13 protein-coding genes are annotated in these 11,388 nt (G+C 68.5%); 10 read left to right on the top strand and 3 right to left on the bottom strand.

Annotated features, from left to right (window positions below):
• The 7 genes from WBB14_RS25320 to WBB14_RS25350 all read left to right on the top strand — a co-directional run.
• Positions 1 to 492, top strand: a 492-nt coding sequence (locus WBB14_RS25320) for a DUF3261 domain-containing protein (RefSeq protein ID WP_424242208.1), incomplete at its 5' end; no start/stop codon positions are given.
• Positions 489 to 1,688 (top strand): beta-ketoacyl-ACP synthase, encoded by a 1,200-nt coding sequence (locus WBB14_RS25325; RefSeq protein WP_424242209.1) that lies wholly within the window; start codon positions 489 to 491, stop codon positions 1,686 to 1,688. The genes WBB14_RS25320 and WBB14_RS25325, both read left to right, overlap by 4 nt.
• Positions 1,685 to 2,140: a 3-hydroxylacyl-ACP dehydratase gene (locus tag WBB14_RS25330; protein ID WP_424242210.1), complete on the top strand. Its 456-nt coding sequence runs from the start codon at positions 1,685 to 1,687 to the stop codon at positions 2,138 to 2,140. The genes WBB14_RS25325 and WBB14_RS25330 overlap by 4 nt, the downstream gene beginning before the upstream one ends.
• A complete protein-coding gene (fabG, locus tag WBB14_RS25335) occupies positions 2,137 to 2,868 on the top strand; it encodes a 3-oxoacyl-ACP reductase FabG (protein ID WP_424242211.1) in 732 nt (243 codons plus the stop codon). The genes WBB14_RS25330 and fabG overlap by 4 nt, the downstream gene beginning before the upstream one ends.
• Entirely contained in the window at positions 2,868 to 4,091 is a 1,224-nt protein-coding gene (locus tag WBB14_RS25340) for a beta-ketoacyl-ACP synthase (RefSeq protein ID WP_424242212.1), read from the top strand. Before fabG ends, WBB14_RS25340 begins: the two co-directional genes overlap by 1 nt.
• 47 nt (positions 4,092 to 4,138) lie before the next feature.
• Positions 4,139 to 4,579 (top strand): excinuclease, encoded by a 441-nt coding sequence (locus WBB14_RS25345; protein ID WP_424242213.1) that lies wholly within the window; start codon positions 4,139 to 4,141, stop codon positions 4,577 to 4,579.
• Positions 4,580 to 4,643: 64 nt separating this feature from the next.
• Positions 4,644 to 5,105: a GatB/YqeY domain-containing protein gene (locus WBB14_RS25350; RefSeq protein WP_054458191.1), complete on the top strand. Its 462-nt coding sequence runs from the start codon at positions 4,644 to 4,646 to the stop codon at positions 5,103 to 5,105.
• A 75-nt stretch (positions 5,106 to 5,180) separates the two neighbouring features.
• Here WBB14_RS25350 and dinB read toward each other — a convergent pair whose 3' ends face one another.
• The gene (gene dinB / locus WBB14_RS25355) at positions 5,181 to 6,260 is read right to left on the bottom strand and encodes a DNA polymerase IV (RefSeq protein WP_424242214.1); all 1,080 of its coding nucleotides are present in this window, start codon (positions 6,258 to 6,260) and stop codon (positions 5,181 to 5,183) included.
• A gap of 103 nt (positions 6,261 to 6,363) precedes the next feature.
• Here dinB and WBB14_RS25360 point away from each other — a divergent pair, with 103 nt between their 5' ends.
• Positions 6,364 to 6,786, top strand: a complete 423-nt coding sequence (locus tag WBB14_RS25360; RefSeq protein WP_424242215.1) for a PaaI family thioesterase — start codon at positions 6,364 to 6,366, stop codon at positions 6,784 to 6,786.
• 36 nt (positions 6,787 to 6,822) lie between these two features.
• Here WBB14_RS25360 and WBB14_RS25365 read toward each other — a convergent pair whose 3' ends face one another.
• Together WBB14_RS25365 and WBB14_RS25370 are read right to left on the bottom strand one after the other, a co-directional pair.
• Positions 6,823 to 7,278, bottom strand: a complete 456-nt coding sequence (locus tag WBB14_RS25365) for a BPTD_2524 family lipoprotein (protein WP_424242216.1) — start codon at positions 7,276 to 7,278, stop codon at positions 6,823 to 6,825.
• 68 nt (positions 7,279 to 7,346) lie between these two features.
• Positions 7,347 to 8,162 (bottom strand): IclR family transcriptional regulator, encoded by an 816-nt coding sequence (locus tag WBB14_RS25370; RefSeq protein ID WP_424242217.1) that lies wholly within the window; start codon positions 8,160 to 8,162, stop codon positions 7,347 to 7,349.
• A 108-nt stretch (positions 8,163 to 8,270) separates the two neighbouring features.
• Between WBB14_RS25370 and WBB14_RS25375 the strand changes: the two genes are divergently transcribed.
• Both WBB14_RS25375 and WBB14_RS25380 read left to right on the top strand, forming a co-directional pair.
• Positions 8,271 to 10,343, top strand: a complete 2,073-nt coding sequence (locus WBB14_RS25375) for a metallophosphoesterase (RefSeq protein ID WP_424242218.1) — start codon at positions 8,271 to 8,273, stop codon at positions 10,341 to 10,343.
• 28 nt (positions 10,344 to 10,371) lie between these two features.
• Positions 10,372 to 11,337, top strand: a complete 966-nt coding sequence (locus WBB14_RS25380; protein WP_424242219.1) for a Bug family tripartite tricarboxylate transporter substrate binding protein — start codon at positions 10,372 to 10,374, stop codon at positions 11,335 to 11,337.
• The last annotated feature ends 51 nt before the right edge of the window (positions 11,338 to 11,388 follow it).

An 11,388-nucleotide genomic window follows, 5' to 3' on the forward strand; every position in this document is an offset into this window, starting at 1 on the left:
CTGCTGGCGGGCTGCGCGGGCGCGCCGCCCGTGCCGGCGCGCGACGCGGACTTTTCGCTGCCGCGGCAGCTGCACGTAGTGCAGTCCGCCGCTGGCCAGCCTGCCCTGGACACGCTGCTGGTGGTGCAGCGCGAAGGGGCCGCCTTGCGCTGGTCCCTGTTCGACCCCATGGGCGTACCGCAGGCGCGGCAGATGCTGGAGCATGGGCAATGGCGCAATGACGGCTTCCTGCGGCCCAACGCCCAGGCGCGCGATCTGTTCGCCGCCCTGATCTTCGCGTGGATGCCCGAAACCGAGCTGGACGCGGCCTACGGCGCGGGCCACTGGCGCGCCAGCCGGCAGGACGACGGCGCGGCCCAACGCGAGCTGCTGGAAGGCGGCCGGCCGCGCTGGAGCGTGCGCTGGCCGCAAGCCGCGCAAACCGGCACATTCACCATCATCACTGCCGATGGGGTCACCTGGCGGATCTCGCCCTTGAAGGAGCAGCCATGAACAGCTGGTTGGGTACGCCGGGGGTTGTGTGCGCGCTGGGCGCCGGCATCGACGCCGTGGCCCGCGCCGCATTCGCCGGCGACACCTCGGGCATGCGCCCGCAATCGGACTGGGTCCATGGCCGCACCCTGATGCTGGGCGGCCATGCGGGCGCGCTGCCGCCGATCCCCGACACGCTGCCGGCTCATCACCACAGCCGCAACAATCAATTGCTGCTGGCCGCCGCGTTGCAGATCGAACCGCAGTTGCGCGCCGCCGTGGCCCGCCATGGCGCCGCCCGGGTCGCCGTGGTGCTGGGCACCAGCACCTCCGGCGTCAACGACAACGCGCCCGCTTTCCGCCAACTGGCGGCGCAAGGCGCGTGGCCGGACAGCTACGACTACCGCCGCCAGGCCCTGTCGTCCCCTGCCGCCTTCTTCGCGGATTGGCTGGGTGTCACCGGGCCGGCCTACACGCTGTCCACCGCCTGCACCTCCAGCGCCCGCGCCCTGCTGTCAGCGCGCCGCCTGCTGGCCTCCGGCCTGTGCGACGCGGTGGTCTGCGGCGGCGCCGACACCTTGTGCCGCCTGACCATCAACGGCTTCGCCACGCTGGAAGCCATCGATGACACGCTGTGCCTGCCGTTCTCCGCCAACCGCCGCGGCATCAATATCGGCGAAGCCGGCGTCCTGTTCCTGATGGAACGCGAACCCGCCGATGGCCGTTCCGTGGCGCTGCTTGGCGGCGGCGCCAGCTCCGACGCCTGGCACATGTCCGCGCCCGAGCCCGGCGGCGCCGGCGCGCGGGCAGCCATGCAGGCCGCCCTGCAATCCGCTGGCCTGGACGCGGGCAGCATAGGCTGGGTCAATCTGCACGGGACCGGCACCACCCACAACGACGCCATGGAAAGCCAGGCCATGCACGCCGTCTTTCCGCAGGGCGTGCCCTGCGCCTCGACCAAGGCGCTCACCGGCCACGCACTGGGCGCGGCCGGCGCGCTGGAAGCGGCATTGGCCTGGGCCACCCTGTCCGCCGGCAACGCCGGTGGCCTGTTGATGCCCCACGTCTGGGACGGGCAAGCCGATCCGGCACTGCCGGCGCTGGATTTCAGCACCGCGCAGCACCGCTACGCGCAAGGCCGGCCGCGCCTGGCGATGAGCAATTCCTTCGCCTTCGGCGGCAACAACGCCAGCCTGGTCCTGGGAGCGCAACCATGATGTCCTGGCCCATATCCAGCCTGCTGCCGCACGCCGGCGACATGATCCTGATCGACGAGGTCTGCAGCCACGACGCCGACGGCATTACCGCGCGCGCCGTGGTCAAGCCCGGGCCCTACTCGCTGCCCGACGGCTCGCTGCCGCCATGGCTGGGCATGGAGCTGATGGCGCAAGCCGTGGGCGCCTGGGCCGGCTGCCAGGCGCGTCAGGCCGGCGAGCCCGTCAAACTGGGCTTCCTGCTCGGCACGCGGCGCTACGAAAGCCATGCCGACGCGCTGCCTGCCGGCGCCCGCCTGACCATCCACGCGCGGCGCGGGCTGGTCGACGCCAGCGGCATGAGCGTCTTCGAATGCGAACTGCGCGACGACGCGCGCCTGCTGGCCGAGGCCAGGCTGAACGTCTATCAGCCCAAGGACCCCACCGCTTTTATCCAGGAAGAATCACCCGAATGAGCGCTGCCCCCATCCTCGTAACCGGCTCGAGCCGCGGCATCGGCCGCGCCATCGCGCTGGCCCTGGCCGATGCCGGCCACGACCTGGTGCTGCACTGCCGCCAGCAACTCGACCAGGCGCAAGCCGTGCAGGCCGAAGTCCAGGCGCGCGGACGCCAGGCGCGCGTGCTGCAATTCGACGTGGCCGACCGCCAGCAATGCGCCGCCGCGCTGCAGGCCGACATCGACGCGCACGGCGCCTATTACGGCGTGGTGCTGAACGCCGGCCTGACCCGCGACGGCGCCTTTCCCGCCTTGACCGGCGATGACTGGGACCAGGTGCTGCGCACCAACCTGGACGGCTTCTACAACGTGCTCAGCCCGCTCGCCATGCCCATGATCCGCCGCCGCGCAGCCGGCCGCGTGGTCTGCATGGCGTCTGTGTCCGGGCTGGTGGGCAATCGCGGCCAGGTCAACTACAGCGCCTCCAAGGCCGGGCTCATCGGGGCCGCCAAGGCCTTGGCCGTGGAACTGGCCAAACGCCAGATCACCGTCAACTGCGTGGCGCCGGGGCTGATCGACACCGACATGATCGACGAGCACGTGCCGGTCGAGGAAATCCTGAAGGCCGTGCCCGCGCAGCGCATGGGGCGCCCCGAGGAAGTGGCCGCCGCCGTCGTGTTCCTGATGTCCCCGGGCGCCGCGTACATCACGCGCCAGGTCATCGCCGTCAACGGAGGACTGTGCTGATGAAGCGCGTCGTCATCACCGGCATGGCCGGCATCAGCGCGCTGGGCAACGACTGGGCCAGCGTGCAGCAGGCGTTCCAGGCGGGCCGCAGCGCGATCCGAGTCATGCCCGACTGGTCGCGCTACGCCGAACTCAATACCCGCCTGGCCGGCCCCATCGAGGACTTCCGGACGCCCGCGCACTGGACCCGCAAGCAGTTGCGCAGCATGGGGCGGGTATCCCAGCTGGCGGTGCGGGCGGCGGAACTGGCGCTGGACGATGCGGCCTTGCTGGGCGATCCGCGCATCGTCGACGGCCGCATGGGCGTGGCCTGCGGCTCCTCGGTGGGCAGCACGGCGGAAATCCGCGCCTTCGGCAACATGCTGCTCAATGGCGTCACGGACGACCTGAACGCCAATTCCTACGTCCGCATGATGCCCCACACCACTGCGGCCAACGTCGGCATCTTCTTTGAACTGAAGGGCCGCATCATCCCGACATCCAGCGCCTGCACCTCGGGCAGCCAGGGCATAGGCTATGCCTACGAGGCCATCCGCTACGGCCGCCAGGAGCTGATGCTGGCGGGCGGCGCGGAAGAGCTCTGCGCCAGCGAAGCCCTGGTGTTCGACGCGCTCTACGCGACCAGCCAGAAGAACGACACGCCCGAGCTCACGCCCCGCCCCTACGACCGCGACCGCGATGGCCTGGTGATCGGCGAAGGCGGCGGCATGCTGGTGCTGGAATCGCTGGACCACGCGCTGGCGCGCGGCGCGCGCATCCACGCGGAAATCGTCGGCTTCGGCAGCAATTCGGACGGCACCCACATCACGCGCCCCGAGGCCAGCACCATGCGCATCGCCATGGAAATGGCGCTGGCCGACGCCAGCCTGCCGCCCGAGGCCATCGGCTACGTCAACGGCCACGGCACCGCTACGGAACAGGGCGACATCGCCGAAACGCAGGCCACCCACGGCCTGTTCGGCAGCCGCGTGCCCATCAGCTCGCAGAAGAGCTATCTGGGCCACACCCTGGGCGCCTGCGGCGTGCTGGAGTCCTGGTTCAGCATCGAAATGCTCAACCGCGACTGGTATGCCCCCACGCTCAATCTGCGCAACGTCGACCCGCGCTGCGGCGAGCTCGACTACCTGACCGAAGGCCGCAGCATGAACAACGAATATGTCATGAATAACAACTTCGCCTTCGGCGGCATCAATACGTCGTTGATTTTCCGCCGCTGGCGCTGATGTCCGCATCAGCCGCGTTTTCCCCTCTTACGAATGGAATGCCTGTCATGAACGTCTCTTACAAGCTGTCCGCCGTCCTGGCCCTATCCTTCGCCTGCGCCGCGCCAGCCCTCGCGGCGGACCGCAGCGTCTATCAACCGATGCAGGCCGCGGTCGAAGCCGCCCAGGCCGCCGGCAAGATCGACGGCAGCGTCAAGTTCTACCTGGCCGGCACCGGCCCCAAGGGCACGGTGCTGGAAGCGGGCGTCGTCACCAACCGCAAGACCAACGCCTTTGCCAAGAAGGACGCGGACGCCTGCCTGTGGGTGGCCCAATCCGCCATCATCGCGCTGCACGAGGCGGCCAAGAAGGCGGGCGCGAACGCGGTGACCAATATCGTCAGCTACTACCGCAAGAACGAATACAGCAGCAAGACCGACTACGAATGCCATGCCGGCGCCACGGTGGCCGGCGTGGCTCTGCGCGGCGACCTGGCCAAGGTGAAGTAAAGGCACAGCCCGGCGGCCGCCGGTTTACACTGCTTGTTTGACGCAACACCACAAAGGTTTACCCATGAGCACTGCTACGCTCAAGACCCGCCTCTCCGATGCCGTCAAGGACGCGATGCGCGCCAAGGCCGCTGAACGCCTGACCACGCTGCGCTTCCTGCTGGCGGCCGTCAAGCAGAAGGAAGTGGACGAACGCCGCGACCTGAACGACGCCGAGATCACGGCCATCATCGAAAAGCAGGTCAAGCAGCGCCGCGAGTCCATCGCCGCGTTCGAACAGGCCGGCCGCACCGAAACCGCCGAACAGGAAAAGGCCGAACTGCTCGTGCTGCAGGAATTCCTGCCGCAAGCCGCCACGCCCGAGGAAGTCTCGGCCGCCATCGACGCCGCGCTGGCCGAAGTGGCCGCCCAAGGCGTGACCGGCGCGCCCGCCATGGGCAAGGTCATGGCCCTGCTCAAGCAGGCCCTGGCCGGCCGCGCCGACATGACGGCGTTGTCCCAGCAAGTGAAGGCCCGCCTGGCCTGACCCGCCGGAATTCCGGCCGGACCTGCGGCCCGCTCGGCCTGCCGGCCGGGCGCGGACGCCAGCCAGTCGCTCCGCTCAGAACGCGCCGCCGAAAAGATCGGGCTGGCGCGTTTGTTCTTGCGGGTCGGCGAAGTTGCTCATCCCCACCCCCGCCAGCCGGTACAGCGTTTCCGGCGGCAGATCCACGCGCTCGCACAGCAGCCTGGCGACGGCGGCCAGCTCCGCCGCCGATCCGGGCGGACTCAGGCTGGTCTGGCTGCGCGTCAGGATGCGGAAACGGTCCGTCTTCAGTTTGAGCACCACGGTGCGGCCCAAGGCGCCCTTCTTCAGCGCCTGGTCCCACACGCGTTCCGCCATGCGGTCGATGGCCTCGCCCACCGCGTCCAGGCGGATGTCCTGCGAAAACGTGGTTTCCGACGATACCTGCTGCAAAGGCTGGTCGGTCTGCACCTCGCGCTCGTCGATGCCGCGCGCCAGTTCGTACAGGCGCCGGCCGTAGCGGCCGAAATAGTGCTCCAGTTCCTGGGCGCTGTGCGTGGCCAGGTCGCCCACGGTGTGGATGCCCAATTGCTCCAGGCGCGCCTGCGTCACCTTGCCCACGCCCGGCACCTTGCGCACCGGCAAGGGCTCCAGAAAGGCCAGCACTTTGGCGGGCCGGACCACGAACAGGCCGTCCGGCTTGTTCCAGTCGGACGCGATCTTGGCCAGGAATTTGTTGGGCGCGACGCCGGCCGAGGCCGTCAGTCCGGTTTCCTCGCGGATCTGGCGCCGGATGACCTGGGCCACTTCGGTGGCCGAAGGCAGCCCCAGCTTGTTGACCGTGACGTCGAGGTAGGCCTCGTCCAGCGACAAGGGTTCGATCAGGTCGGTATGGCGGGCAAAGATCTGCCGGACCTGGCGCGAGACCTCGCGGTAGCGGTTGAAATCTGGCGGCACGTAGATCGCGTGTGGGCACAGGCGCTCGGCCCGGGCCGCGGACATGGCGGAATGGATGCCGAAACGCCGCGCCTCGTAGGATGCGGCGCACACCACCGAGCGCGGCCCGATCCAGGCCACGACCACGGGTTTGCCGCGCAGGTCCGGATTGTCGCGCTGCTCCACGGATGCGTAGAACGCGTCCATGTCCACGTGCACGATCTTGCGCAATTCATTCATGGTGGTGCTGCCCCCATGAGCCGTTCATCGCCTGAAGTCCCGTGGCAAAAACATATATTATGACCGGCGACAACCGACTTCCCATTCCCGCCCGCAACGGTCCATGACTGCACCCTCAACCGCCCAAACCGACTACTTCGGCCTGACCATTCCCTTCATGCATTTCATCGGCCTGGTGCCCGAGAGCATCGCGCCGGCCTATGCCCGCACCTCGCTGCCCTGGCGCGCCGACCTGACCAACAGCCGCGGCGACGTGCATGGCGGCACGCTGATGAGCGTGCTGGACTTCACCCTCAGCGCAGCCGCCCGCGGTTCGGCCGACGGCACCGAAGGCATGGCCACCATAGACATGAATACCTCGTTCCTGTCGCCCGGCACGGGCGACCTGGTCATCGAGGCGCGCTGCCTGCGCCGCGGCGCCTCGATCGCTTTCTGCGAAGGCGAGGTCCGGCGCGCCGACGGCGAGCTGGTGGCGCGCGCCACCGCCACGTTCAAGATCATCCGCCGCCGACCGGGCGGCGACTGAACGCGCCCGCAGCGGCCAGCCGCCGGCGCCCGCGCGTCAGTTGGGCAGGTCGCGCGAGGGCTTGACCGGCGGACGCGGGTCCAGCGGCATATAGCTGCTGCACGACACCAGGCCGTAATAGACCGCGTCCTGCATCGCGCGCATCGCGGCCGCGTCCCAGGTGCCCTTGCCCCACACCGCAATGCGCACATCGGTGGTCTTGGGGCCGGCCGCCTTCAATTCGACCCGCGTCATTTCATTGTCGCTATAGGGCGCCAGCACCTGCACCACGCCGGACTGCGCGCTCTCGTTCAGGGTGTCGACCACGCGGTAGGCGTTGTCGGTGCTGCGCAGGCAGTAGTTGGCCTGCCGGATCGCCGTGTCGTAGGCGTCCTTGAAGCTCACCGGGGCCTTGAATTCGCTGTGCGGCGACGAGCTGCCGGACGAAATGCCCATCGAGCAGCCTGCCAGGCCCAGGGCCAGCGCCGAAGCCGCGACCAATTTCCAGTACATGTGTATCTCCAGATCAGTGCCCGCGATTATCCCGCATATCCGCCGCGCGCGATAAGCGCCGTCCCCGCTCACATGATCCCGATGCGGTACTCCAGGTTCTTGACCAGGGTCCGCAGCCGCGGGCCCAGCGTTTCGTAGACGTGCTTCTCGTCCAGGTTATCGGCCGGAATCGTCACGTTGAAGGCCAGCGGCAGGTCGTTGGAACGATAGCGCATGGGCGTGGCGATGCCGCACAGCTCGGCCCGCCAATCCTTGCTGACCACGCAGAAGCCGTGCTGATCGATAGCCTCGAACGCCGGCTGCAATGACGGCCCGAAACGCTCCCAGTCCTCCGGATACTCCTCGGCCAGGCGGCCGCAGATGAGCTCGCGCTCTTGCGGCGTCTGCGCGTAGAGCAGCGCGCGCCCGGTGGCGGTGCGCAGCAAGGGGCGCGCCGAGCCTATGTCCGGGCGCGAGGCATTCGACGCGCCGTCGTGCACCGTTTCCACGTAGACCACCTGCAGGCGGTCGCGGATGGCCATGGACACCGGCCCCTTGGCATAGCGCGCCAGTTCGATCATGTCGTGCGCCGCCAACTGCCGCAATGTCAGGTGCACCAGCAGGGGATAGCCCAACGTCAGGACCGCCGGGCCCAGCGAATACTTGCCGGTGCGCTCGTCGCGCCGCAGATAGCCCAGCCCCACCAGCGTGAACGTCAGCCTGGACACCGTCGGGCGTGTCAGGCCCAGCATCTCGGCGATTTCCTTGTTGCCCAGCTGCGGTTCGGACGCTGAAAAACACTTGAGCACGTCCAGCCCGTTGGACAGCGTCGAGGCAAATCGCGGGTGCGCTTCCAGCGAGGCGCGGGATTCCAGTTCGTAATTGAGCGGCGTTTTCGAGTGCATGGCGGCCTAGGGTTACGGAGCATTGACAGTATATCGCCTGCCGAAATACAAACATCACGCTCACTATACACACTTGAATTCCATTTATTGAAATTGAAAGGCTAGTTGATGACGAATTCCTGCTTCTCCCGCCAACCGTTGGGCGCCCGACTGTTCAGCTTTGCCGTCGTGGCCGACACGCATGTCAACGAATCCGAAGACACCTGCGCATCGCCCTTTGCCACCAACGCGCGGGCCAATGCCCGCGCACGGCACGTCTTCGCCGACATTGCCGCCCTCGATCCCGCCCCCGCCTTCACGATCCACCTGGGCGACATCGTCCATCCGGTGCCGAGCATGCCTTCGTTCGAGGAGGCCGCCGACCGCTTCAAAGCCATCGCCGGCCAGATCGACATCCCGCTGCACCTGGTACCCGGCAACCATGACGTCGGCGACAAGCGCATCGACTGGATGCCGGCCGACATCGTCTGCGACGACTACCTGGACAAGTACCGCCAGGTGTTCGGGCCGGACTACTACGCGGTGGACCATGGCGGCGCGCGCTTCCTGTTCCTGAACTCCCTGCTGTTCAATTCCGGTCTGGCGGCGGACGCCGCGCAGCGCGCCTGGATCGACGAGCAACTGGCAGGCGCCAGCGGCCGCGTGTTCGTGTCGTTGCACTACCCGCCCTATCTGCACGATGCCGACGAACGCGGCTCCTACGACAACATCGACGAGCCCGGCCGCGGCTGGCTGCTGTCGCGCCTGGCCGATCCGCGCGTGGAAGCCGTTTTCGCCGGCCACGTCCACAACTTCTGGTACGACGTCATCGGCCGCGCGGAGATCTACATGCTGCCGTCCACCGCCTTCCTGCGGCATGACTTCTCCGAGTTCTACCGGGTGCCGCCGGCGGACGAATTCGGCCGCGGCGACGTCGAGAAATTCGGCTACTTCATCGTCGACGTGCACGAGCAGGGTCATGTGGCCAAGCTGATCCGCACCCATGGCGCCATGCGCGGCGTAGCCGATGGCGGCAAGGCCGCGGCGCGCACCCTGCCCACGGTCCACACCAAGACCGCCGCCTGCGACGGCATCGCGGTCGAGATGCGGCACCCCTGGGCCGAAATCGTCGAGATCCCCTGCACCGGCGGCGTGCAGGAGTTCGGCCGCAAGCTGGCGCGCAACGACTACCCTCTGATGTCCATGTGGGAAATGGGGCTGCGCACCCTCAAGATTCCCGTGCAGGACCTGCGCGACGACAAGACGCTGCGCCGCGCCCGCCTCATGTCCGACGTCGGCCACCGCTTCGTGCTGACCTCGCTGGGCCTGCCTGACGCCAAACTGCTGCAACAGGCGCGCCAGCATGGCGTGGCCATCGCGGCCATCGAGATCAACCTGAACGCCCAGGCGCTGGAGAAGGCCGGCGCGGCCTTGCAGAGCCTGCGCGCCCACACCGACGCCCGCCTGCTCTATTGCAAGATCAGGACCGGCGCGGACGACGACCACTTCGACGGCAAGCACTACAGCCATTTCGTCAACACCGGACTGCGCGCGTCCGAGCTGGAGGCGGCGCAATCCAGCCTGCTGCCGCACTTCGCGCAGAAGAACCTGGACGGCTTCACCGTGCGTCTGGACTGGGGCGCCGATCTCATCGCCACGCACCAGCAACTGGCCCGCCAGGCGCGGGACTGGGGCGCGACCGTGAACGTCGGCGTCAAGCTGGCCGACCGCCTGGCGGCGGCGAACGACGACGACACCGCCATCGCCGCGCTGGTTGCCGAAGCCTTCCTGGCGGCCCGGACCACCGACGCGGTCAGCTATTCCTTCGACACCTTCATGGACGTGGACCGCGGCTACTTCCCGCGCAACGGCCTGATCGACCGCCGCTACGACCCGCGGCCGGCCGGACTGGCGCTGGCGGCATTGAACGCGGTCTTCGCTGGCCAAGCCACGGACGACGGGTCGGTCGAGCGGATCGACGGCGAGGCCGGCCTGCGCCTGTGCCGCTACCAGTCCGGCGGGCAGACCTATGAACTGGCCTACGGCAGCGGCCCGGCCCTGCAACGCCAGGTCGAGGCCGGCGCATTCACGCGCGTCGTCGATCTGACGGCCCAGCGCGTGCTGCAAGCAGGGGACGACTGGACCGGGTACGCGCGCCTGCCTCTGCCTGACCAGGCGCTGCTGCTGATCCAGCGCAACTGAACTCACACATCCGCACAGGAGCCACCCCATGTTTCGATACGCAATCAAGCTCGCGGGCCTGCTGGCCGCCGCCTGCCTTCCGCTATTCGCCCAGGCCCAGCCCTACCCCGACAAGCCGGTGCGCCTGATCGTCGCCTACACGCCGGGCGGCGCCACCGACGTGATCGCCCGCATCCTCGCGGCCAAGCTGAGCGCAAGCTGGGGGCAGCAGGTCATCGTGGAGAACAAGTCCGGCGCCAGCGGCATGATAGGCGCCGAACAGGTGGCGCGCGCCACGCCCGACGGCTACACCCTGCTGCTGGCCTACACGCCCGAGGTCTCGATCAACAAGCTGGTCTACAAGCAGATGCGCTACGACCCCTTGAAGGACCTGCAGCCCATCGCCCTGGTCGCGGATGCGCCGCTGGTGCTGGTCAGCGGCCCCAAGCTGCCCGCCACCACCTATGCCGACCTGAAGCGCCAGGGCGCGCAGGCGCCGCTGGTCTATGGCTCGCCCGGCATGGGCGGCCAGCAGCACCTGGCGGGCGAACTGCTGCGGGTGCGTTCGGGCATGAACCTGACGCACGTGCCCTACCGCGGCACGGCCCTGGCGGTGGCCGATCTGGTGGGCGGCCAGATCGACATCTTCTTCGCCACGGCGCCGGCCATCATCGGCCAGATCGGCGCCGGCAAGCTGCACCCCCTGTTCATCGCAGGCCCCCGGCGCCAGGACGTCCTGCCCTCGACGCCGACGGCCAAGGAGGTAGGCCTGGACGACTTCGATATTTCCAACTGGTTCGGCCTGTTCGGCCCCGCCGGCATGCCGCCGGCCCTGGTGGACCGCATCTCCAGGGACACCGCCCAGGCATTGCAGTCCGCCGACGTAAAGGAAAAGCTGCAGGGCCAGGGACTGGCCATTGCCTACAAGCCGCCCCAGGAATTCAAGGCCTACATCGGCGCCGAAATGGCCAAGTACGGCGCCATCGTCAAGGCGACCGGCCTGGAACCGCAGTAGGCGTCGGCGCGGCCCGCGCGGGCCCGCGCGGGCCCGCGGGCGGTTCGACAC

This window comes from Achromobacter sp., assembly GCF_049647645.1.
Taxonomy (GTDB): Bacteria; Pseudomonadota; Gammaproteobacteria; order Burkholderiales; family Burkholderiaceae_B; genus Achromobacter.

What these genes read in the sequence shown, in the direction of transcription:
- WBB14_RS25325 (WP_424242209.1), top strand. Translation starts at nt 489, where the DNA reads ATGAACAGCTGGTTGGGTACGCCGGGGGTTGTGTGCGCGCTGGGCGCC.
- WBB14_RS25330 (WP_424242210.1), top strand. Translation starts at nt 1,685, where the DNA reads ATGATGTCCTGGCCCATATCCAGCCTGCTGCCGCACGCCGGCGACATG.
- fabG (WP_424242211.1), top strand. Translation starts at nt 2,137, where the DNA reads ATGAGCGCTGCCCCCATCCTCGTAACCGGCTCGAGCCGCGGCATCGGC.
- WBB14_RS25340 (WP_424242212.1), top strand. Translation starts at nt 2,868, where the DNA reads ATGAAGCGCGTCGTCATCACCGGCATGGCCGGCATCAGCGCGCTGGGC.
- WBB14_RS25345 (WP_424242213.1), top strand. Translation starts at nt 4,139, where the DNA reads ATGAACGTCTCTTACAAGCTGTCCGCCGTCCTGGCCCTATCCTTCGCC.
- WBB14_RS25350 (WP_054458191.1), top strand. Translation starts at nt 4,644, where the DNA reads ATGAGCACTGCTACGCTCAAGACCCGCCTCTCCGATGCCGTCAAGGAC.
- dinB (WP_424242214.1), bottom strand. Translation starts at nt 6,260, where the DNA reads ATGAATGAATTGCGCAAGATCGTGCACGTGGACATGGACGCGTTCTAC.
- WBB14_RS25360 (WP_424242215.1), top strand. Translation starts at nt 6,364, where the DNA reads ATGACTGCACCCTCAACCGCCCAAACCGACTACTTCGGCCTGACCATT.
- WBB14_RS25365 (WP_424242216.1), bottom strand. Translation starts at nt 7,278, where the DNA reads ATGTACTGGAAATTGGTCGCGGCTTCGGCGCTGGCCCTGGGCCTGGCA.
- WBB14_RS25370 (WP_424242217.1), bottom strand. Translation starts at nt 8,162, where the DNA reads ATGCACTCGAAAACGCCGCTCAATTACGAACTGGAATCCCGCGCCTCG.
- WBB14_RS25375 (WP_424242218.1), top strand. Translation starts at nt 8,271, where the DNA reads ATGACGAATTCCTGCTTCTCCCGCCAACCGTTGGGCGCCCGACTGTTC.
- WBB14_RS25380 (WP_424242219.1), top strand. Translation starts at nt 10,372, where the DNA reads ATGTTTCGATACGCAATCAAGCTCGCGGGCCTGCTGGCCGCCGCCTGC.